Below are 21,057 nucleotides of genomic sequence, written 5' to 3' on the forward strand. Positions count from 1 at the left end.
GGGCGGGCCCGGCCGGGCACTACCCTGAGTAACGAAACGGCGAGAGTGGACGGACGCCACGGGCGGCGTGGCGCGTAGGCCGGGGAGGCGGCCCGCACGGGGTGATCAACCTGCGGGGCCTGAACGAATTCACCCGTTTCTTCGACGGGCTGGAGCTGATCGAGCCCGGCGTCCGCTCGGTGGCCGAATGGCGCGCCGCGGCCGAGCCGCAGCCGCGACCGTCGGTCGTCGAGGTCAGCATGTACGGCGGGGTCGCCCGCAAGCCCTGATCCCGCACGATTCCACCCGACCCGGCCGGTGCCCACCGGCCGGGTCGAGCTTCTTTCCGGCACGGCATTGACCGTCTCCGACGCGTGGGGGTAATCTCTGGATCGATCCAGATCTGAATCGATCCAGAGAGGCGTCGCGGTGAAACCGACCCTGCAGGACGTGGCGAAGGCCGTGGGCGTGTCCCGCAGCACCGTCTCCAACGCCTACAGCCGCCCCGACCAGCTCTCCGCCGCCCTCCGGCGCCGGATCCTCGACGCCGCACGGCAGCTCGGCTACCCCGGACCCAACCCGACCGCCCGGTCGCTGCGCCGGGGCTTCGTCGGCGCGATCGGCGTGCTCTTCACCTCCCAGCTGTCCTACGCCTTCACCGACCCCTTCGCCGTGCGCTTCCTGGCCGGGCTCAGCGGGGCGGCCGAACGGCACGGCGCCGCCCTGCTGCTGGTCCCGCTGCCCGCCGACCCGGCGCTCGCGCGTGCTGCCGTGGAGAACGCCGCCGTCGACGGCTTCTGCGTCTACTGCGCGGGCGACGAGGAGTGGGCGCTCGACGCCATCCGTGGCCGGGCACTGCCCTACGTCACCACCGCCGTCCCCGCAGAAGCCGACCCGGCGCACCGATACGTCGGCATCGACGAGCGCGCTGCCGCCCGCACCGTCGCCGAGCACGTCGCCGCCCTCGGCCACCGGCGGGTGGCCCTCCTCGGCGACACCGTGCTCCCCGACGCCCCGCCCGGACCGCTGCGGCTGGCCGGCCCGGCGGACGCCCCGCACCCCACAACCCGGGGCCGGCTCGCCGGCTTCGCCGACGCGTTCGCGACGCTCGGCGTCGACTGGTCCACGCTCACCGTGCTGAACGCCACCGGCAACACCCGCGCCGCCGGCACCGCCGCCGTGGCCGCGACCCTCGCCGGCGACGCCCCGCCCACCGCCGTGCTGGCCTGCTCCGACGTGCTCGCCCTCGGCGTGCTCGACGCGCTCGCCGAGGCCGGTCGGCACCTTCCGCACCCCGTCTCCGTCACCGGCTTCGACGACATCGCCGAAGCCGCCGCGGCCGGGCTCACCACCGTCCGGCAGCCGGCCGAGGAGAAGGGGCGGATCGCCGCCGAACTCCTCCTGGAGCCGCCCGCCGACCCGGCCGCCGGCCACGTCCTGCTCCGCACCGACCTCGTCATCCGCACCTCCGCCGGTCCCGCCTGAAGGAGCTGACCATGGAACAGCCCACCGGTTACGTCCTCGCCGTCGAGGCCGTGACCCGACACGTCAACTCGGCCCGGCCCGACGCGCCGGTCCGCCCCGACCGCCCCCGCCCGGCCCGGCTGGCACCCACCCGACTGGCCGCCGCAGGTGTGCTGCGCCGGCTCGCCGACCTGATGGAGCCCCGGCCGGCACCGGTGCCGCCCGCCTGCTCCTGAGTCCCGTCACCGCCGGCGCGCCCGGGTGGTCGGGGCCACCCGGGCGCCCCCCGGATCACCCCACCAGGGGCCACCCGGTGCCGAACCGGGCACCGGGTTGGGGGCGGCGGCGATCGCCAGGCAGACTGGGGCACCATGTCGCCGTTCACGCCCACGCTGCGGCTGCACGATCGGTACGTCCTGCGCGAGCGCATCGGCCTCGGCGGGATGTCCGAGGTGTGGCGCGCCGACGACGAGGTGCTGCACCGCTCCGTCGCGGTCAAGGCCCTCGCGACGCAACTCGCCGCCGACCCGCAGCTGCGCGCCACCATCCAGCGCGAAGCCCGGGCCGCGGCCCGGCTCACCCATCCGAACGTCACCCAGGTGTACGACTACGGCGAGGCGACCCTGCCCGACGGGTCGGTGGTGCCGTACCTGGTGATGGAGCTCGTGGCGGGGCACACCCTGGCCGACCGGCTGACCGCCGGCCCGCTCGCCTGGCCGGAGGCCGTCCGGGTGGCCGGCCAGGTCGCCGCCGCCCTCGCCGCCGCGCACCGGATCGGCGTGGTGCACCGGGACGTCAAGCCCGGCAACGTGATGCTCACCGAGACCGGCGCCAAGGTGCTCGACTTCGGCATCGCCACCCTGGCCGGGCCCCGCCACCCGCTCGCCGGCCAGACCGGCGAGCTGATGATGGGCACCCCCGCCTACTTCGCCCCCGAGCGGATGACGCCCGGCCCGGCCAACCCGGCCAGCGACGTCTACGCCCTCGGCGCGCTGCTCTACCGCACCCTCACCGGGCGGGCCCCGCTGCCCGTGCAGACCTGGGACGACGTGCTCGACGTGCAGGCCCGGCGCCCCCCGGTCCCGCCGCTGCGCGTCCCCGGGCTGCCCGCCGACATCGCCGACCTCACCCTGGCCTGCCTGTCGCTGGACCCGGCCCGCCGGCCCACCGCTACCCAGCTCGCCACCCGGCTCGGCGCCGGCCAGCCGGCCGACCCGCCGACCGCGATCCTGCCCACGGTGACCCGGCCGGAGCACCCGCGGACCCTGATCGAGCGGCCGGCCGCCGTCCGCCCGGTGCCACCCGCGGTCCCGCAACGGCAGCCGGCCCGGTCGAACCGGCTGCTCGGCGTGCTGATCGCCGCCGGTGTCGCGCTGCTGCTCGGGCTGGTCGGCACGCTCGCGCTCAGCGACGGGTCGGGGACCCCGCCGGCCGCCGACCGGACCACCGGGACGCCGCTCGAGCAGTCCACCGCAGATTCGTCCAGCCCGCCCGAGCCGGCCAGCTCGGCGCCCTCCACCGCCAGCACCCCGCCGGCGCCGGTCACCCTGCGCCAGCTCGCGGCGGCATTCGCCGACGTGCTCGCCGACGCGGAGGCCCGCGGCGAGATCGACCCGAAGACCGCCGACGACCTGCGGGAGAAGGCTGCCGAGCTGGACCGGGGCAAGCCCAAGGACCGCGCCAGGCGGGTCGCCGAGCTGCGCGAACGGGTCGCCGAGGCGGCGGACGACGGACGGATCGGCACCGACACCGCCGGCCGGCTGCAGAACCTGCTGACCGTGTACGCGCAACTGCGGGGTGGCCGGGGCAACGAGGGCTGAGCCGGCGCAGCCCTGCCGGCCCACCGGATCGCGGTGGCGGGCGTTTCGGTGCCCCAGGTCGGCTCAGGCCAGGCGTACCGGGTCGCCGAGTCGCACCCGACCGGGCCGCACCACCTGGGCGTACGCGCCGACGCAGGGCTGCGCCGCCAGGCCGGGCAGCGGCACCACCCGGTTCAGCCGAGCCGGGGCGCGCAGGGCATCCTGGTCCCCGGGCAGTTCGCCGTGCGCCAGTGTCGGCACCGCGCAGCGGGGCGTCGGCGCCACCACCCGCAGCACCAGCCGGTCGCCGATGTGCAGTTCCCGCCCCACCCAGTCGTTCTCCTCGAAGCCCGCCCCGGCGGTGGCCACGACCAGGTTCGGCCGGTAGCGGGCCGGGTCCACCACGCCCGCCGGCACGGCCGCGCCGATCCGGTCCAGCGTCGCGGTGCTCACCAGGTGCACCGGGGCGAAGTCGACGAAGCTCCCCGGCGGCGCCGCGGCCCCGAGCCGGCCCTCGTCCACCTGCACCGCCGTCGCCACGCCCTCGGCGAGCACCGCCTCCGGCCGGGACCGCTCGATGACGGCGTCCGCCGGCACGGTGCCCGTCAGGCGCACCGGCTCGCCGAGCAGCCGCGAGAGGACCTCGTCCGTCGCGTCGGCGTCGGGGGCGATCGTCCGCCCGTCGGGCAGGGTGACCCGGACCGGGCCCGGGTCGCCGCCGGTGGCGCGCAGGCCGAGCAGGGCTCGCCACCGGTGGGGGTTCTTGGCGCTGGCCACCCGGCCGGTGGTGCGGTGGACCAGGGCGAGCCGGCGGTCCCCGGCGAGCCCGGCGACGTCGACCTCCACCGCGTCCAGCTCCTCGCCCAGCAGCGACTTCACCGGATAACGCCGGATCCCGGCCAGCCGCCCGGTCATCGGGGCGCGAGCTGTCGGACCAGGGCGACCGCCTCGGCCAGCCGGTCGGCGCCGAGCGGCCCGACCTCCGCGCGCACCATGGCCGCCCGATCCAGCAGCCGCGCCGGCCCGGTCGCCGCCAGGTACCCGACCAGCAGTTCGCTCGCCGGCACCGACATCGGCGCGGACCGGTCCGTGGCCACCTCGGCGAGGATGATCGCGGTCATCGCCGTGTCCAGCTCGGGCGGTCCCTCGGTCGCGTTGGCCCAGTCGATGACGACCGGGCCCGCCGCGGTGAGGACCACGTTCTCCGGGTGCAGATCGAAGTGCAGGATCCGGACGCCCGGATCGGAGGACCGTACGGCGGGCAGCGCGTGCAGCCGCGCGTGCAGGTCGGCGAGGATGCGTCCCGCGGACGCCGTCCCGACCTCGCCCCGGACGTACGCCTCCACCAGCGTCGGACCCACCAGCCGTTCCATCACCAGGTCCGATCCGTCGGCGCGGTGCACGGCCGGCACCGGATAACCGAGTGTCCGCAGGTGCCGCATCACCTCGGCCTCGGCCCTCACGTCGCCGCTGGCGCGGTAGCGGCGGAGCACCCGCCGGTCGTCCACGGCGTACACGTCCGCCGTCCGGCCGGAGGCGAGTGGAGCGGGGACGGTCACCGGCCCCACGTTAGCCGCCGGCCGGCCCGCCCGCGGCCCCCGCCAGCGCCGGTGATCCGGTGTCCGCGCATGCGGCGATCAGCGGCGCCAACCGCTCGTCCGTCGGCGCCAGCGCCGTGGTTCCCGCACCCGGACCGATTCCATGGTCGACCGGCGGAACGGACCGTAACGTTGTCGGATGATCGGAACCGCGCAGCTCGTCCTCATCCCCCGTGCCGCCGCCCCGAGAGCCGCGGAGCCGGCCACCGACGGGCCGGTCGGTTGGGTCACCGGACTGGTCGAACGCCTCGGCGGCCCCGGCGCCGGGCTCGCGGTCGCGCTGGAGAACCTCTTCCCGCCCATCCCGAGCGAGGTGATTCTGCCGCTGGCCGGATTCACCGCCAGCCAGGGCCGGATGAGCCTGCTCAGCGCGATCGGCTGGACCACTCTCGGCTCGGTGCTGGGCGCGCTGGCCCTGTACTACGTCGGCACCGCCCTCGGAAGGGACCGGATGCGGGCCCTCGCCGCCCGACTGCCGCTGGTCAAGCTGGCGGACGTCGACCGCACCGAGGCCTGGTTTCTCCGGCACGGAGTCAAGGCGGTCTTCTTCGGACGGATGATCCCGATCTTCCGCAGCCTCATCTCCATCCCGGCGGGCATCGAGCGGATGCCCGTGCCGGTCTTTCTGCTCTACACCACGCTCGGCAGCCTGCTCTGGAACACCACCTTCGTCCTCGCCGGCTACCTGCTCGGAGAGAACTGGCACCTGGTCGAGACCTACGTCGGCACCATCCAGAACGTCGTCATCGTCGCCGTCGCGGCGGCCGTCGCCTGGTTCGTCCTCAGCGGGTTGCGGCGGGCGCGGCGCGGTCGGGAAGCCCCGGCGGATCAGCCGGTCGAGTCGCCCGGGCAGCGGGGGACCGTCTACCGGGGTGGTGCAGGGTAGGTTCGCCGTGGCGGGACGCGCCCGCCCGGTGTGGGCCGCGCAGACATGCCGCCGGCCTTAGCGCGCGGCGCCGCCCGGTCGATCTGGACCGGTCCCGGAGCGCCGGTGACCGACGCGTGGAGCCCCTATCACCGGGGAGTTGCCAGACGCCGGGCGGAAATCCCGCGCCGCGCCGGCCACCATATCGTCAGGATCGCGGCCGAGGGCTCGCCGGATGTGCGGCGGGATGACCTCGGATGTTGCCATCGCCAGTCGGACCTGCACCGAACGGTCGTCAACCAGGCGTTCCAGATCCGCCTCGTCCAGCTCAACCGCGCGGACCAGCGCGGCACGGACGTCGACCACGCGGTCCTGGGCAAGCGCCCTGCGCTGCTCGGCGGTGGTCCGCGGGTTGCGGGCGACCCCCTTACGTACGCGTACGGTGCGATCGGCCATCAGGGCGGTGATCACGTCGGGGTCGTGGGTGTGGGTGGCGAGTCGTTCCCGTACCTCGGGTGAGACGTCGTCGATCAGCCTGGCGGCCAGATCGGGCTCCAACTCCCGCATCTCCGCGAGGAGACCACGAAGCTCCTTGTCGGGTGCCTCTGACATCACCCGGCGAACCGACTCGTCGCAAGCCGGGTTGCCGGCGACCGCCCAGCGGACCCACCGGTCGGCGTCTTTGACGAGACGCAAGAGATTGGCGACCGACGTCGAAGGGTTTCTCGCCACAGCCTCCCGGACCTGACGATCATGGTCCCGAGTCAGCGGTCGCAGTGCCTGCGCGGGTGCGTCGGTCCGGGCCGCGACGGCCTTACGGACCACGGCCGACGGGTCGGACGCCAAGCCGAAGAGGGTCATCTGTGGCGTTGCGGGGTCCTGCGCGAGGGCGAGCCGCGCGTCGGCGCCGCCACCGGTCGCACGGTGGGCGGTGGTACCTGACCGGCTGTGACGGTCGGGCCCGCCGACGTCCTGCTGCTGCCCCATGGGCGCAATCATGTCACGGGCTGGCTGGGGCAGCGCGAGCCTGACCAGCGCGTTGACGATGGTCGAAGCGCTACCTCGCGGATGCGCCCTTGGTCGCACGCCCCAGACGCCGTGACCCGTCCCTGGCCCTGCCGGCCCGGTGCGTCACCGCGCTCACCACCCACCGCGACCGCCAGGACCAGCCTGCCGCCGACCGCCTCGTCTTCACCGCCGCCGCCGGCACCGCCCTCGACCGGCACAACGTGGTTCGGAACTCCCGCCCCGTCGTCGCCAAAGCGGGCCTTGACCCGCGCGACTGGACGCCCCGCGAGCTGCGGCACAGCTTCGTATCGCTGCTGTCCGACAGCGGCGTCAGCATCGAGCAAACCGCGGACCTCTGCGGCCACTCCGGCACGGCCGGTTGCGCGCTGCCGGGTTCCACCCATCCGGCGAGGCCCCGTGTGGGTGGGATGTCCGGTTCGGGTGTGACCGGCGGCATCCCCGAGCCGGAATCGTGGCGGGGGCCGGGTCGTTACATCTCCCGTACGACCGAGTACCTGGCCTTCACGGCTGGTGGACGGGCCCCGGAATGATGGTGGCCGGCCGGTCGTTACACATGGTCCCGGCACCGCGAGCAGGCGAACCCCCGCCCCGCGGTTCCCGCGTAGAGGCCCCCCGCCCCTCGGTTCAGCCGGACACAGACTTTCCCGTTGTTTGTTGAGCGCCTGACGGTGCTTGCGCACAGCCTGGCCCCCGCCGGTGTGTGCGCCGACCCCCGAATGGAGCTTCATCATGAACACGATCATGCGGAAGAGCATTCTCGGTATCGCTGGTCTGGCCTTCACCGGTGGCGTGTTCGCCGGTCCGGTCGCCGCTCACGCGGCCACCCCGGTTGATGGCAAGCCGGTCGCGGTGGCGGTGCAGGCCGACAAGCCGGGCGTCGACAAGGCGAAGCTGATCCCGCACGGTGTGCAGGGCGCCCAGTCGAAGATCACCCTGAACGACGAGCAGACCGCCAACGCGAAGGCGATCATCGCCGCGACGAAGAAGGCCGGTCTGCCGGAGCGGGCCGCGGTGATCTCGATCGCCACGTCCCTGCAGGAGTCGAAGCTGGAGAACCTGGGTCACCTGGGTGACGCCAACGACCACGACTCGCTGGGCCTGTTCCAGCAGCGCCCGTCCTCGGGTTGGGGTACGCCGGAGCAGATCACCAACCCGGAGTACGCGACCCTGGCGTTCGAGAAGGGCCTCAAGCAGGTCGACGGCTGGCAGGACATGCCGCTGACCGAGGCCGCCCAGACCGTGCAGGTGTCGGCGTACCCGGACGCCTACGCCCAGTGGGAGCAGCAGGCCGCCGACCTGGTCGCCCAGTACTGGAACAGCTGACCCACCACCGAAGGACTCCCTCCCCACCCGGGAGGGGGTCCTTTCGGCGTTCGCCCACGGGGCCAACCGCCGCTGCTAAGAATGCCTGGAATGAGAGTCAAAATCGGTATTGCGGCCATTGCTGTGCTGCTCGCAACGGCCTGTACCGAGCGGGGCGGAGAGGCCGTCCGACCCTCCGCCGCCCCCCGCGTCACCGCCCCCGCCCCGGCGCCGAGGAACCAGCTCACGGTGGTGGCCGCGGGCGATCTGCTGGTGCACCCCGCACTCACCGCTCAGGCCGCCGCCGACGCCAGGCAGGCGGGGCGCAGCGGCCACGACTTCACCCGGGTGCTCGCTGCGATCCGTCCGCGCGTGAGCGCCGCCGACCTTGCCATCTGTCACCTGGAGACGCCACTGGCCCCGCCGGTCGGTCCGTTCACCGGATGGCCCGCCTTCAGCGTGCCGCCGGAACTGGCCGACGCGGCGGCCAGGGCCGGCTTCGACACCTGCTCCACGGCCTCCAACCATTCGCTGGACACGGGGATGGACGGCATCACCCGTACGCTGGACAATCTGGACCGGGTCGGGCTGCGCCACACGGGCACGGCCCGCAGCGCGGCGGAGGCTGCCCGGCCGAACATCATCGACGTGGCGGGCGTCAAGGTTGCGCAGCTGTCGTACGCCCTGAGTTTCAACGACATCCCGCTGCCGGCCGGTCAGCCGTGGGCGGCGAACCTCATCGACCGGGACGCGATCCTCGCGGCGGCCCACCACGCGCGCGCGGCGGGCGCCGAGATCGTCATCCTCTCCATGCACTGGGGGACGGAGTACCAGAACGCTCCGAACAGCGACCAGCAGGAACTGTCCCGCCAGCTGCTCGCCTCGCCGGACATCGACCTGATCATCGGCCACCACGTGCACGTGGTGCAGCCCTTCGAGAAGATCGGCAGAAAGTGGGTCGCCTACGGGATGGGCAACCTCACCACCCGGTTCGACGACGGTTCACCGGAGAAGACGCAGGACGCGGTGGTGCCCGAGTTCACCTTCACCCGTACCGCTTCCGGGGCGTGGGAGGTCACCAGCGTGTCGGTGCTGCCGACCTGGATGGAGTACCGGCCGGCCGCCCGGGTGGTCGACCTCGTCAGCGCCGCCAGAGACACGGGGCTGCCCGCCGCCCAGCGAGCCCACTACGCCGAGATCGAGAAGCGGATCAACGGGTACCTCGGCATGCGCGGCGCGTTCGAGGCCGGCCTGCGCCTGCTCTCCTGATCCCCGTGCCGCCACGCCTCATGGGCTTCCCTCGACCCCGACGGCCTGGTCGTCAGGCGCAGGGTGCGTAGAGCTGGCGGGTGCCAGCGCCGGCCGTGTACGCCGCCCGATCGCTGAACCGACAGCCGAAGTCCGGTGCGGCCACCGCCCGGGGATCGGTCACCGCGTCGCCCGCCGGCCGGGTGCCGGTGCGTACCCAGGTGGTGAGGTCGTCCCAGGCGGCGCCGGCCTCGGCCGGGCTGAACTCGCAATGCTGGGCGGCTCGGATCGCCCGCTGCACCACCAGCCGGCCGTGTCCGTGCCACGCCACGTCCCGGGTGTACGCCTGTTCCATGCTGAACGGTACGAAGAGGTCACCGAGGTCGTGCAGGCTGAGCACCGGCGCGGTCGGCCGGCCGCTGATCCCGGGCACCTCGGTCAGGGTGGGGGAGATGCGCTGCCACAGGTTCTCCGGGGCGACCCGCTGCACCGTGGCGTTGACGTCCACCGGGCTGTTCGGGGTGTACCGGGTGAGCAGGTTGGTGGCGAGCTGGCCGGGCCGCTGGGCGGGGGAGTCGCCGCCGTTGGTGGTGCTGATCGCGAAGAGGAAGTCCTTCCAGACGGCGAAGGAGGCTTCGGCGCCGGGCCGGTCCCCGCCGGAGCGGTCGATGGTGATGGCGCGGAGCTGCTTGCCCAGTTCGTTGGTGGTGTCCGGGCCGCCGGGCTTCAGTCCGGCGAGGCCGAGCGCCACCTGGATGCGCGGCACCGCGTTGGTGAGGTAGTCCGTCGGCGTCGGGTATGCCCGTACCCCGGCGAGCGACTGCGCGACGAGGTTGTAGTCCAGGTAGAAGTCGAGCAGTTCGTGGTCGCCGAGCACCCCGCACATGGGCAGCGCTCCGTCGTAGTAGCCGGGGTACTGCTCCAGGGATCGGCCGATGATGTAGCCGCCCATGGACACCCCGGCCATCAGCACCCGCTCGGGCCGTTCGACGGTACGCCGGAACAGGTCGGCGAGGTCCCGGGTGCTCAGCACGCCGGAGCGGATGTCGAAGCCGTTGCGGTCGTACGACGACGACGCCCAGGCGTACCCCTGCTCCAGCATCCGCTGGCGCAGGCCGAACGCCGGGGCCTCCGGGGAGAGCATGGTGGTCTGGCCGCGGTAGCCGTGGGTCCACATCACCAGGTCGCCGTTCCAGTCGGCGGGTACCTCGATGATGTAGCCGGCGTGTTCGTGGACGCCCTGCCGGACGGTGGTGGGCGCGCCGCGCACGACCAGCGGGTCCAGCGGCGGGTTGCTGATGGTGTAGCCGGGCAGTGGCTGGCTGCCGTCGTCGTCGTCGCCGGCGGCGGCGGCCGGCGCCGCGCCGGCGAGCCCGACCGTGAGGGTCAGGGCCGCGCCGGCGGCGAGCAGCCGGCGGACCAGGCGGGTGGTTGAGGTCAGCATCGTTGCTCCCCCGGGGACGGTGCCGCCCACCGGGGGCGACCAGTCGGGACGGATGCCTACCGGCCGGTAGCGCCCTGAAACTAGGCCCGCCGTCGAGCCCTGTCAATGACTGTCTGACCGAACGGTCAGCCGGTCCCCACCCGGTCCGCCCACAGTGGCCGCTCAGACCAGGCCGTGCGCCAGCATCGCCTCCGCGACCCGGCGGAACCCGTTGATGTTCGCCCCGGCCACGTAGTCGCCGGGCAGCCCGTACTCCTCGCCGGTGGCCCAGCAGCGGGCGTGGATGTCCCGCATCGTCTCCCGCAGCCGCTGCTCCGACTGGGCGAACGTCCACGAGTCGCGGCTGGCGTTCTGCTGCATCTCCAGCGCGCTCACCGCGACCCCGCCGGCGTTGGCCGCCTTGCCCGGGGCGAACCGCGCCCCCGCCCGCCCGAGGATGCGCACCGCCTCCGGGGTGGTCGGCATGTTCGCGCCCTCCACCACCGCGACGCAGCCGCCGGCCACCAGCGCCGCGGCCTCCGCGCCGCCGATCTCGTTCTGCGTCGCGCACGGCAGGGCCAGATCACACGGGACCTCCCAGACGGTACGGCCGGAGACCGCCACCGCGTGCGGCACGTGCCGTACGTAGTCGTCGAGCCGGGCCCGCCGCTCCTCCTTCCGGTCCGAGCGGCCCTTCGGGTCGAAGTCCGCGCCGCCCTTGAACGGGCCGAGCGCGCTGTTGAACTCCACCCGGAAACCCCGGTTCACCCGCACCCGGCCGTGGTCGTCCTCCCACGGCACCCGGAAGATGACCTGCCGCTCCGGCTCGCAGATCCGCTCGATGATCCGCGCGTGCGCATACTCGGGGTGCCGGGCCAGGGCCGGGCCGATGCTCTCCAGGACCTCCCGTACCGCCTGGTGGAACTCGGGCTCACCCGGGTTCCGCTTGACCACACTGGCGAACACCGTCTCGACGGCCTCCGGCATCACCGACACGTCCCTTCAGTCCCGGCCGCGGCCTCGTCGCCACCACCGGATCGGCATTGCGCCGACCGCCCCCGGATACGGATCGTCACCGCTGTCCGGTTCACTGGTCAGGTGGACGAGTTGATCTGGGACGCGGTCCGAACGACACGCGGCTGGCTGGACGCCGCCAACGGCACCGGCGACACGGAGCTGACCTGTCGGATCCTGAAGCTCACCGAGGAGGCGGGAGAGGCGGCCGGCGCCTGGATCGGGGTGCTCGGCCAGAACCCGCGCAAGGGGGTCACCCACAGCCGGGAGGACGTGGGGGCCGAGCTGGCCGACGTGGTGTTCACGGCGCTGGTCGCCATCGAGAGCCTGGGGTTGGACGCGCGGTCGGTGGTGTCGTCTTGCGCGGCGAAGGTGCGGGATCGCGCCTCGTCCTGAGCCCTGGCGTTCGGCTCCCTTCGTTGCGGGTCCGTTGTTGGTTGCGGTTGGGGGTGTGGCCCGCCGTGCCCGGCTCCGGGCGGTCAGGCTTGATCCCTGCGCCGGTCACGGCGGGCCACACCCCTGCGTGGACGGGGTCCGCCCGTCTGCGCCGGGTGGGGCGGTCCGCGGGTCCCGGCAAGGTCGTCGCTGGTTGCGGCAGGTTGGTGCCTCGCGAGGGTGGGAGGCCGCAATGTCCCGCAGGTTGCGTCGATCTTGCCGACCGGCGCGTGATCCCATGAGCCGTCTGGGCGGGGTGTCCGGTTTCGGGGTGTGACCGGTGGCATCCTCGGGCCGGAATGGTGGCCGGGCCGGGGTCGTTACATATCGCGTACGACCGAGTACCTGGCCCGCTCGACGGGCCGGACGGGCCCCGGGAATGATGGTGGGCCGGCGGTCGTTACACATGGTCCCGGCGCCGCGAAGGCCCCCGCCCCGCGGCTCTCGCCGGACAAAGACTTTCCCCTTGTACTTCCTGAGCGCCTGGCGGTGCTTGCGCACACGATCTCGACCCCCATCGGGTGTGTGCGCCAACCCCCGAACGGAGCTTTCGTCATGAACACGATGCTGCGTAAGAGCGTGCTTGGTATTGCTGGTCTGGCCTTCACCGGCGGCGTGTTCGCCGGTCCGATCGCCGCTCACGCCGACACCGGCCCCGTGGCCGGCAAGGCCGCCGCGGTGCAGGCCGACAAGCCGGGCGTCGACAAGGCGAAGCTGATCCCGCACGGTGTGCAGGGCGCCCAGTCGAAGATCACCCTGAACGACGAGCAGACCGGCAACGCGAAGGCGATCATCGCCGCGACGAAGAAGGCCGGTCTGCCGGAGCGGGCCGCGGTCATCTCGATCGCCACGTCCCTGCAGGAGTCGAAGCTGGAGAACCTGGGTCACCTGGGTGACGCCAACGACCACGACTCGCTGGGCCTGTTCCAGCAGCGCCCGTCCTCGGGTTGGGGTACGCCGGAGCAGATCACCAACCCCGAGTACGCGACCCTGGCCTTCGAGAAGGGCCTCAAGCAGGTCGACGGCTGGCAGGACATGCCGCTGACCGAGGCCGCCCAGACCGTGCAGGTGTCGGCCTACCCGGACGCCTACGCCCAGTGGGAGCAGCAGGCCGCCGACCTCGTCGCCGCCAACTGGAACAGCTGACCCAACCGAAGACACGCGATACGCCGCTGGCCGGCACCCCGAGACAGGGGTGCCGGCCAGCGGCGTTTCCACGTACAAACACACAACCGTGACCGCCGCACGGACGGTGACCAAGGTCGGGGCTGGGGGCGACCGTCCCCGGCGCAGGGATCAAGCCTGACCGCCCGGAGCCGGGGACGGTCGTGCCCCCAACAGCAACCAGAGGAGGAGCAAGTGTCCGCACGACCCTCGGGTACGTACTTCCCGCCGGGGACCGGGGAGAGGGATCAGCATGGCGGTGTCGGTGGCGGGCGAGCCGACTGTCGAGGTGTCCGGCGACCCGGATCCGGTGTCGTCGGGACGCTCTACGTCGACCTGGTGGCGGGGGCGAAGACGGTGACCGTCGAGGAGGGCTGAGCGTAGAGTCGGGCGGTGGACCGTACCGAATCGTTGCCGGCGCAGACCCTGCCACCCGGCGTGCCCTCCACCGATCCGGGCAGCGTGCTGCTGCCCGGCCACGACGTGCCGCTGGGGCGTTACACCACGGTGCGGCGGCTGCTGCCGCAGCGGCAGCGCCGGCTGGTCGGGGCCTGGTGTTTCGTGGACCACTTCGGACCGGACGACGTGGCCGAGCGGCCGGGCATGGAGGTGCCGCCGCACCCGCACACGGGCCTGCAGACGGTGACCTGGCTGCTCGACGGGGAGATCCTGCACCGGGACAGCCTGGGCAGCGTGCAGCCGATCCGGCCGGGCCAGTTGAACGTGATGACGTCCGGCCACGGCATCGCCCATTCGGAGCGGTCGCCTGCCGCGCGTCCGCCGCTGATGCACGGGGTGCAGTTGTGGGTGGCGCTGCCCGATCCGGCGCGGGCCGGCGCGGCCGACTTCGCCCATCACGCGGAGCTGCCCCGGTGGCGCGACGGCGACCTGGACGTCACCCTGCTGGTGGGGGAGACGGGCGGCGAGCGCTCCCCGGCGGTGGTGCACACCCCGCTGATCGGCGCGCAGCTGGAGGTGCGCGGTCCGGCGCCGGCCACGCTGCCGCTGCGCCGCGACTTCGAGTACGGGCTGCTGGCGATGTCCGGTTCGGCGGAGGCGGACGGGGTGTCGTTCGCCCCGGGTGCGCTGCTGTACCTGGGTGCCGGCCGGGACGCGGTGACCCTGCACGCGGCGCCGGGCAGCCGGCTGCTGCTCCTCGGTGGCGCGCCCTTCGAGGAGCCCCTCGTGATGTGGTGGAACTTCGTGGGCCGGTCGCACGAGGAGGTCGCCGCCGCCCGGGAGGACTGGATGGCCGGCCGGCGGTTCGGGACGGTGGCCGACGATCCGGCGCCGCCGCTGCCGGCCCCGGAGCTGCCGACCACCCGGCTGAAGGCCCGCGACCGCCGCGGCGGCATCCTGGGCTGATTGAGCGGCCCCGCCACGGGTAGACGCGGGCATGCCGACCAGTGTGATCTCCAGCATCGAGGACAAGAAGCGACTGGTACGCCGGCTCGCCGGCGACGGTCGCGGTTTCGCCGAACAGTACGGCTTCCGGGTCATCAACAACCCGTCCAGCCTGTTCCAGGTGCTCTGTCTGTCCGTTCTGCTGTCCCGGCCCGGGGATTTCCGCCGGGCGGTGGGGGCGGCGTCCGCGCTGCGCGACGAGGGCTGGGACAGCGCCGCCCGGCTGGCCCGTTCGCTGCACGCCGACCGGGTGCGGGTGTTGCGCGCGCACGGCCAGCGCGGCGACGTCGACGGGCTCGCCGACGTGCTGGGCGACCTGGCCCGGGTCGTCGTGGACCACTACCGGGGCGACCTGCGCCGGTTGCGGACGGAGGCGCACCAGGATCCGGCCCGGGAGCGGCGGATGCTCACCGACCTGCCGGGGGTGGACGACGAGGTGGCCGACCTGTTCCTGCGGGAGGCGCAGGCCGTGTGGCGCGAGGTGGCGCCGGTGGCCGACCGTCGGGCCCTGGTGGCCGCGCGCCGCCTGGGCCTGGGCCGGTCCGCCGACGACCTGGCCGCCCTGGCCGGCAGCGGCGAATCGGAGCGGCTGGCCTGGCTGGTCGGGGCGCTCGCCCGGGTGGACCTGGAGAAGCGGTACGCCGAGCTGACCGGTTGATCAGCAACGTGCCGCGGGACACAGTTCCGCGATACTCACCCGAAAGGCTGATCCCGCATCGTATGATGATCGTGGCAGCGATGCCCGCCCGGTTCGGGCGAACATCAACCGCCTGTTCCACCGCCTGTCGGACGCGACCCGGTTCGGGCGCGGATCGGTGGGAGCAGGTGCTGCGTGGCGCCCCAGGTCGCGGTTCGTGACCCGGGGCGCCCGCCTGTCACCGGGCTACCTCGCCAGGCTGACCACCAGGTTCACCGTGGCGGCGATGATGACCGCGCCGAACAGGTACGACAGCAGCGCGTGTCGCAGCACGGCGCGGCGCATCTCGGCGCTGCACAGGTCGGTGTCGGAGACCTGGAACGTGGCTCCCACCGTGAACGCCAGGTAGGCGAAGTCCGCGTAGCAGGGCCGGTCGTCCTGGTGGAAGTTGACGCCGCCGGGCTCGCCGCCGTAGTACAGCCGGGCGTACCGGGCGGTGAAGAGGGTGTGCACGACGAACCAGGACAGCACCACGCTGAGCACGCCCAGCCCGCCGTAGGCGTCCAGCGCCGGCCCGGCTCCGACCGCGTGCGCGGTGGTCAGCACCACCCCGACCGCGAGGAGGCTGGCGACGCAGGCGGCCAGCAGCAGCGCGTCGCGCATCGCCCGGTTCGGGTCCTCGTGCACCGCGAGCCGCGCGGTCGAGTCGGCGTCCAGCCGCCACAGCCGCCGCCAGAGCAGGATCAGCCAGCTCAGCGCGGCGGCGTCCCAGCCCACCAGCGGGCCGACCGTCGGCGAGACGAGGACCCCGAACAGTCCACCGAAGGTGGCCCCGACCACCCCCATCACGAGGAGCTGGAGGGCCGCCGGGGTGTGCCCGTGCGGCTGGCCGGCTGCGCGGCGCACCGGCGGCGGTCGTCAAATGCCGCGCAGGTGCTGCGAGACCCGCTGGTGGCGCTGGTCGCGGGCCTGCGCCGCGCGCTGCGCGGGGCCGACCTCCGGGGCGGCGTCGATGCCAGCCGAACGAGCGACCTCGTTGCCGTTGGCGTAGTCGACCGGCGGCAGGGCCCGCAGGGCCTGCAACACGTCCGGCGGCGCGCCCTCCCGTTCGGCCTCGCGGACGACGTCGTCCTTGCCGGCCGGGTAGTCCAGCGCGGACAGGTATTCGAGGACGTCGGTGTAACTCGCCATGGGTGTGGCTCCTCGCACGTCGGTTGCGGTCACGACCGGCGCGGGTTACCCACCGGGCGGCGCGTCACGCGTGGTCGTACCCGCAATTTCGGGGCCCGTTTCCGTCCCGGCCCGGCGGGTAGGCGGCGACGGCGGGAGAGCCGAAGGGGGTACCACGGATGAACTACTACACCTTCGTCGACCAGGTCGCGCAGCGGACCCGGGCGTCCTCGGAGCGGGCGGTGGAGCTGACCCGGGCCACGTTGGAGACGCTGACCGAGCGGTTGACCGGTGGCGAGCTGCTCGACCTGGCGGCCCAGCTGCCGAAGCCGCTGCAACTGGTGTTGAAACCGAGCCCGGGCACCGAGGCGGCTGACCGGTTCGGCGCGGCGGAGTTCGTCGCCCGGGTCGGGCAGCGGGCCGGCATCGACGAGAACGCCGCCCGGGACGCGGTCCGCGCGGTCTTCACCACCCTGCGCGAGGCGGTCAGCGGGGGCGAGTTCGACGACATCGTGGTGCAGTTGCCGCGCGACTACCGGGACATGGTGGAACCGGCCCTGGCCCCCGGGGCGACCCTGCGCCGCGGTTGACCCGGCGCTGTCGGGTCAGCCGATCGCGCCGTCGGTGCGCAGGGCGGCGATCCGGTCGGCGTCGAAGCCGGCCTCGGCCAGCAGCTCGTCGGTGTGCTCGCCGGGCTGCGGCGGCGGTCGGCGTACCGAGGTCGGGGTGCCCGAGAAGCGGGGTGCCGGGGCCGGCTGGGTCACCCCGTCGTGTTCGACGAAGACGCCCCGGGCGGCCAGGTGGGGGTGCTCCGGCGCCTCCCGCCAGTCGAGCACCGGCGTGACACAGGCGTCCGACCCGGCCAGCAGCTCCGCCCACTCGTCGCGGGTCCGGGTGCGGAAGAGCCGGCCCCACGCCGCGCGCAGCGCGGGCCAGTTCGCCGGGTCGGTGCGGTCGAGGGCCTCGTCGCCGGCGAGCGGGAAGCCGGTGAGCCGGACCAGTTCGTCGTAGAACCGCGGCTCCAGCGCGCCGACGGCGAGGTGCCGCCCGTCGGCGCACTCGTACGTGTCGTAGAAGGGCGCCCCGCCGTCGAGGAGGTTCACCCCCCGCTCGTCCTGCCACATGCCGAACCGGCGCAGCGCGTGGATCTGGGTGGCGAGCACCGACACGCCGTCCACGATGGCCGCGTCGACCACCTGGCCGGGCGCGCCGGCGCGGACGGCGTAGAGGGCGGCCACCACACCGAGGGCCAGCATCATCCCCCCGCCGCCGAAGTCGCCGAGCAGGTTCATCGGCGGCACCGGGCGCTCGCCGGCCCGGCCGATGCCGTGCAGCGCGCCGGTCAGCGCCAGGTAGTCGATGTCGTGGCCGGCGGTGGTGGCGAGCGGTCCCTGCTGCCCCCAGCCGGTCATCCGGCCGTAGACCAGCCGGGGGTTGACCGCGAGGCAGTCGTCGGGGCCCAGCCCGAGGCGTTCGGTGACCCCCGGGCGGAAGCCCTCCACCAGCGCGTCCGCCCGGGCGGTCAGGGCCAGCACCACCTCCCGGCCGGCGGCCGACTTGAGGTCCACGGCGAGGGAGCGGCGGTTGCGGTTGAGCAGGTCCCCGGGTGGGCTGCCGAATCCGGCGGGGGTCGTCCGGTCCACCCGCACCACGTCGGCGCCGAGGTCGGCCAGCATCATCGCGGCGAACGGGCCGGGCCCGATGCCGGCCAGCTCGATCACCCGGACACCGGTGAGCGGGCCGGCCGGGGCGGGCGCTGCGTCGTCGGTCATCGGGCCACGATAGGCGTCGGCCGTCCACCCCGTCGCACCCCGGGCGGTCGGGCCGCACCACACAGCGGTTGACCAGGGCAACCAGCTGACCTGGGGCGGAAAGGCCGGACTTGGCGGACGAGGTGAGCCTGCCCTAACCTTGACGCCACGAGGGGAGTACTTCCCACGAACCATTCCGGTCAGTACGGCGCGCCCCGGGCGCGCCTCGGGTGGTTGCCCACGAGAGCGGTGGGTGAAGGAGACCTCGAACATGTCACGGTGTTCGAGGAGGCCCCATGACCGGACCGTCATACCTGTCCGCGGCCGAGCTGTCGTCGGTCGGCACCCCCATGCTGTGGGGGGTGACCATCGCCGGGGTGCTCGCCCTGCTGGTGCTGGACTTCCTGGTGACCCGCCGCCCGCACGAGGTGTCAATCCGGGAGGCCCTCGGCTGGTCGGCGTTCTACATCGCCCTGCCGCTGGCGTTCGGCGGCTGGGTCTGGTCCCGCTACGGCTCTGAGCTGGGTGTCCAGTACCTCACCGGGTACCTGGTGGAGAAGTCACTCTCGGTCGACAACCTCTTCGTCTTCATGCTGCTGCTGGCCGCGTTCGCGGTGCCGGCCGTGCTCGCCCAGCGGGTGCTGCTCTACGGCATCGCCGGCGCGCTGGTGCTCCGCGCGATCTTCATCGCCCTGGGCGCCGCCGCCCTGCAGACCCTCGACTTCGCCTTCCTGCTGTTCGGCCTCGTCCTGATCGCCACCGCGGTCAAGCTGCTGCGCGACGCCCTTTCCGGGCACGAGCAGGAGGTCGACATCAACAAGATGCGGTCGGTGCGGCTGCTGCGCCGGTTCATGCCGGTGGTCGACGAGTACCAGGGCACGAAGATGACGGTCCGGCTGAACGGCCAACGCGCGCTCACCCCGCTCGCCCTGGTCGTGGTCGCGGTGCTCGCCACCGACATCGTCTTCGCCGTCGACTCGGTGCCCGCCGTCTACGGCATCACCGAGGACCCGTACCTGGTCTTCGCCACCAACGCGTTCGCCCTGCTCGGCCTGCGGGCGCTCTACTTCGTGCTGCACGCCGCGCTCAGCCGCCTCGTGCACCTCAGCTACGGCCTGGCCCTCATTCTCGCCTTCATCGGCGTGAAGCTGGGCCTGCACTGGGCGCACGGCAGCTGGGCCGGCGTGCCGGAGATCCCGACCCTCGCCTCGCTCGGCGTGATCATCGGGGTCCTGGCGGTGGTGACCCTGACCAGCCTGCGCGCCACCCGCGACCGCGAGCCCGCCGCGGCCGAGGCGGCCACCGAACGGCGCTGACCCCCCGGGACCCGGCCGCCGCGGTGGCTGACCCACCGCGGCGGGTCCGGCCGATCGGGCTGTCCCGCCCCACCCAGAGGTGGTACGACTGTCGGGTGGGAATTGTGTCGCCGGGATTCCAGGGTCGGCCGCGCTCGGCCGAACCGGCCCTGCCGCCGGGCCAGTATCTGACCGAGGACTTCCCGGTGCTCTCCGCCGGTCCGACACCACGGGTGCCGCTGGACACCTGGGAGTTCGCCGTCACCGCCGAGGGGGGCGCCGAGTACCGGTGGTCCTGGGACGAGCTGATGGGCCTGCCGCAGGAGACGCCCACAGTTGACATCCACTGCGTCACCCGGTGGTCGAAGCTCGGCACCAACTGGCAGGGGGTGTCGCTGGACACCCTGCTGGAGGGGATCGACACCACCGCCCGGTACGCGCTGGTCCACTCGTACGGCGGGTACACCACCAACCTGCCCCTGGACGACCTGCGCGGCGGTCGGGCCTGGGTGGCGCACGGCTACGACGGCGGCCCGCTGCCCGCCGAGCACGGCGGCCCGGCCCGGCTGCTCGTCCCACACCTCTACCTCTGGAAGTCGGCCAAGTGGGTGCGCGGCATCCGGCTGCTGGTGGACGACAAGCCGGGTTTCTGGGAGACCGCCGGCTACCACGACTACGGTGACCCGTGGCGCGAGCAGCGCTACCAGGGCGACTGAGGTGGCCGCGCCCGCGACCGGCCGCACGGTGGCCGCACCGCTGACCTGGCGGGTGGGCCGGCTGGTCGAGCGCCGCGTCGAGACGCCGACCGCGCAGACGCTGGTGCTGGAGGTGCCCGGCTGGCCGGGCCACGTGGCCGGGCAGCACGTCGACGTCCGGCTCACCGCCCCCGACGGCTACCAGGCCGCCCGCTCGTACTCCCTCGCCGGGCCGGCCGACGGCGACCGGATCGCGCTGACCGTGCAGCGGGTGCCCGACGGGGAGGTCTCGCCGTACCTGATCGACGTGTACGCCGAGGGCGACCCGGTGGAGGTGCGCGGCCCGGTCGGTGGCTGGTTCGTCTGGCGTACCGACGAGACGGCGCCGGCGCTGCTGGTGGCCGGCGGCTCCGGGGTGGTGCCGCTGATGGCGATGATCCGGGCCCGCCGCGAGGCGGGCAGCCGGGCGCCGTTCCGGCTGATCTACTCGGTGCGTACGCCGAACGACGTCATCTACGCCGACGAGCTGCGCCGCCGGGCCCGCGACGACCAGGGCCTCGACGTGGCGCTGATCTACACCCGGGAGGCGCCGGAGGAGTGGCGGGGCGAGCCGCACCGGATCGGCCTGGCCGACGTGAACACCCACGGCTGGCCGCCGGACCTGGAGCCGCTCTGCTACGTCTGCGGCCCGACCGGTTTCGTGGAGACGGTGGCGGACCTGCTGGTCGGGCTGGGTCACCAGACGCGGCGGGTGAAGACCGAACGCTTTGGGCCGACCGGTTGAA

At 73.5% G+C, this 21,057-nt stretch carries 23 protein-coding genes and 1 pseudogene; 16 read left to right on the forward strand and 8 right to left on the reverse strand.

Going from position 1 to position 21,057, the window contains the following annotated elements; translation table 11 throughout:
* Nucleotides 1–101: 101 nt before the first annotated feature.
* From OG799_RS07295 to OG799_RS07310, 4 genes are all read left to right on the forward strand, one after another.
* Nucleotides 102–269 (forward strand): SAM-dependent methyltransferase, encoded by a 168-nt coding sequence (locus tag OG799_RS07295; RefSeq protein WP_406044287.1) that lies wholly within the window; start codon nt 102–104, stop codon nt 267–269.
* Between the two features lie 139 nt (nt 270–408).
* Nucleotides 409–1,464, forward strand: coding sequence for a LacI family DNA-binding transcriptional regulator (locus OG799_RS07300; protein ID WP_406044288.1), 1,056 nt, complete (start codon nt 409–411; stop codon nt 1,462–1,464).
* Between the two features lie 11 nt (nt 1,465–1,475).
* Nucleotides 1,476–1,679: a hypothetical protein gene (locus OG799_RS07305; protein ID WP_406044289.1), complete on the forward strand. Its 204-nt coding sequence runs from the start codon at nt 1,476–1,478 to the stop codon at nt 1,677–1,679.
* A 135-nt stretch (nt 1,680–1,814) separates the two neighbouring features.
* The gene (locus OG799_RS07310; protein WP_406044290.1) at nt 1,815–3,263 is read left to right on the forward strand and encodes a serine/threonine-protein kinase; all 1,449 of its coding nucleotides are present in this window, start codon (nt 1,815–1,817) and stop codon (nt 3,261–3,263) included.
* Nucleotides 3,264–3,326: 63 nt separating this feature from the next.
* Here OG799_RS07310 and OG799_RS07315 read toward each other — a convergent pair whose 3' ends face one another.
* Both OG799_RS07315 and OG799_RS07320 read right to left on the reverse strand, forming a co-directional pair.
* Complete coding sequence (locus OG799_RS07315) at nt 3,327–4,157, reverse strand: MOSC domain-containing protein (protein ID WP_406044291.1); 831 nt, start codon at nt 4,155–4,157, stop codon at nt 3,327–3,329.
* Nucleotides 4,154–4,801 carry a phosphotransferase gene (locus tag OG799_RS07320; protein WP_406044292.1) on the reverse strand — a complete coding sequence of 216 codons (648 nt, stop codon included), beginning with the start codon at nt 4,799–4,801 and terminating at the stop codon, nt 4,154–4,156. Before OG799_RS07320 ends, OG799_RS07315 begins: the two co-directional genes overlap by 4 nt.
* Nucleotides 4,802–4,979: 178 nt before the next feature.
* Between OG799_RS07320 and OG799_RS07325 the strand changes: the two genes are divergently transcribed.
* Nucleotides 4,980–5,726 (forward strand): DedA family protein, encoded by a 747-nt coding sequence (locus OG799_RS07325; RefSeq protein ID WP_406044293.1) that lies wholly within the window; start codon nt 4,980–4,982, stop codon nt 5,724–5,726.
* Nucleotides 5,727–5,783: 57 nt separating this feature from the next.
* On the opposite strand, the gene OG799_RS07330 is transcribed toward OG799_RS07325, so the two are convergent.
* Complete coding sequence (locus OG799_RS07330; RefSeq protein WP_406044294.1) at nt 5,784–6,791, reverse strand: hypothetical protein; 1,008 nt, start codon at nt 6,789–6,791, stop codon at nt 5,784–5,786.
* Between the two features lie 20 nt (nt 6,792–6,811).
* On the opposite strand from OG799_RS07330, the pseudogene OG799_RS07335 reads away from it, so the two are divergent.
* From OG799_RS07335 to OG799_RS07345, 3 genes and pseudogenes are all read left to right on the forward strand, one after another.
* Nucleotides 6,812–7,087, forward strand: a pseudogene (locus OG799_RS07335) (tyrosine-type recombinase/integrase); the annotation flags it as partial.
* 376 nt (nt 7,088–7,463) lie between these two features.
* A complete protein-coding gene (locus OG799_RS07340; protein WP_406044295.1) occupies nt 7,464–8,057 on the forward strand; it encodes a hypothetical protein in 594 nt (197 codons plus the stop codon).
* A gap of 90 nt (nt 8,058–8,147) precedes the next feature.
* Nucleotides 8,148–9,305: a CapA family protein gene (locus OG799_RS07345; RefSeq protein ID WP_406044296.1), complete on the forward strand. Its 1,158-nt coding sequence runs from the start codon at nt 8,148–8,150 to the stop codon at nt 9,303–9,305.
* Between the two features lie 52 nt (nt 9,306–9,357).
* Here OG799_RS07345 and OG799_RS07350 read toward each other — a convergent pair whose 3' ends face one another.
* Nucleotides 9,358–10,728 (reverse strand): alpha/beta hydrolase family protein, encoded by a 1,371-nt coding sequence (locus OG799_RS07350; RefSeq protein ID WP_406044297.1) that lies wholly within the window; start codon nt 10,726–10,728, stop codon nt 9,358–9,360.
* Between the two features lie 162 nt (nt 10,729–10,890).
* A complete protein-coding gene (locus tag OG799_RS07355; protein ID WP_406044298.1) occupies nt 10,891–11,694 on the reverse strand; it encodes a Glu/Leu/Phe/Val dehydrogenase dimerization domain-containing protein in 804 nt (267 codons plus the stop codon).
* 111 nt (nt 11,695–11,805) lie between these two features.
* On the opposite strand from OG799_RS07355, the gene OG799_RS07360 reads away from it, so the two are divergent.
* The 4 genes from OG799_RS07360 to OG799_RS07375 all read left to right on the forward strand — a co-directional run bounded on the left by OG799_RS07360 (nt 11,806) and on the right by OG799_RS07375 (nt 15,382).
* Complete coding sequence (locus OG799_RS07360; RefSeq protein ID WP_406044299.1) at nt 11,806–12,117, forward strand: MazG-like family protein; 312 nt, start codon at nt 11,806–11,808, stop codon at nt 12,115–12,117.
* Nucleotides 12,118–12,711: 594 nt separating this feature from the next.
* On the forward strand, nt 12,712–13,302 hold the full coding sequence (locus tag OG799_RS07365; RefSeq protein ID WP_406044300.1) for a hypothetical protein: 591 nt from the start codon (nt 12,712–12,714) through the stop codon (nt 13,300–13,302).
* 411 nt (nt 13,303–13,713) lie between these two features.
* On the forward strand, nt 13,714–14,685 hold the full coding sequence (locus OG799_RS07370) for a pirin family protein (RefSeq protein ID WP_406044301.1): 972 nt from the start codon (nt 13,714–13,716) through the stop codon (nt 14,683–14,685).
* Between the two features lie 31 nt (nt 14,686–14,716).
* Nucleotides 14,717–15,382, forward strand: coding sequence for a hypothetical protein (locus OG799_RS07375; protein ID WP_406044302.1), 666 nt, complete (start codon nt 14,717–14,719; stop codon nt 15,380–15,382).
* 225 nt (nt 15,383–15,607) lie between these two features.
* On the opposite strand, the gene OG799_RS07380 is transcribed toward OG799_RS07375, so the two are convergent.
* On the reverse strand, nt 15,608–16,267 hold the full coding sequence (locus tag OG799_RS07380) for a DUF1345 domain-containing protein (RefSeq protein ID WP_406044303.1): 660 nt from the start codon (nt 16,265–16,267) through the stop codon (nt 15,608–15,610).
* A 12-nt stretch (nt 16,268–16,279) separates the two neighbouring features.
* On the reverse strand, nt 16,280–16,552 hold the full coding sequence (locus OG799_RS07385) for a DUF2795 domain-containing protein (protein WP_406044304.1): 273 nt from the start codon (nt 16,550–16,552) through the stop codon (nt 16,280–16,282).
* A gap of 158 nt (nt 16,553–16,710) precedes the next feature.
* On the opposite strand from OG799_RS07385, the gene OG799_RS07390 reads away from it, so the two are divergent.
* On the forward strand, nt 16,711–17,121 hold the full coding sequence (locus OG799_RS07390) for a DUF2267 domain-containing protein (RefSeq protein ID WP_406044305.1): 411 nt from the start codon (nt 16,711–16,713) through the stop codon (nt 17,119–17,121).
* Between the two features lie 15 nt (nt 17,122–17,136).
* Here OG799_RS07390 and OG799_RS07395 read toward each other — a convergent pair whose 3' ends face one another.
* Nucleotides 17,137–18,303, reverse strand: coding sequence for a CaiB/BaiF CoA transferase family protein (locus tag OG799_RS07395; RefSeq protein WP_406044306.1), 1,167 nt, complete (start codon nt 18,301–18,303; stop codon nt 17,137–17,139).
* Nucleotides 18,304–18,578: 275 nt separating this feature from the next.
* On the opposite strand from OG799_RS07395, the gene OG799_RS07400 reads away from it, so the two are divergent.
* The 3 genes from OG799_RS07400 (at nt 18,579) to OG799_RS07410 (ending at nt 21,056) form a co-directional block, all read left to right on the forward strand.
* On the forward strand, nt 18,579–19,598 hold the full coding sequence (locus tag OG799_RS07400) for a TerC/Alx family metal homeostasis membrane protein (RefSeq protein ID WP_406044307.1): 1,020 nt from the start codon (nt 18,579–18,581) through the stop codon (nt 19,596–19,598).
* A gap of 104 nt (nt 19,599–19,702) precedes the next feature.
* Nucleotides 19,703–20,293 carry a sulfite oxidase-like oxidoreductase gene (locus tag OG799_RS07405; RefSeq protein WP_406046228.1) on the forward strand — a complete coding sequence of 197 codons (591 nt, stop codon included), beginning with the start codon at nt 19,703–19,705 and terminating at the stop codon, nt 20,291–20,293.
* Nucleotide 20,294: 1 nt separating this feature from the next.
* On the forward strand, nt 20,295–21,056 hold the full coding sequence (locus OG799_RS07410; protein ID WP_406044308.1) for a ferredoxin reductase: 762 nt from the start codon (nt 20,295–20,297) through the stop codon (nt 21,054–21,056).
* Nucleotide 21,057: the final 1 nt, after the last annotated feature.

This window comes from Micromonospora sp. NBC_00898 (genome assembly GCF_045207895.1).
GTDB lineage: Bacteria > Actinomycetota > Actinomycetes > Mycobacteriales > Micromonosporaceae > Micromonospora.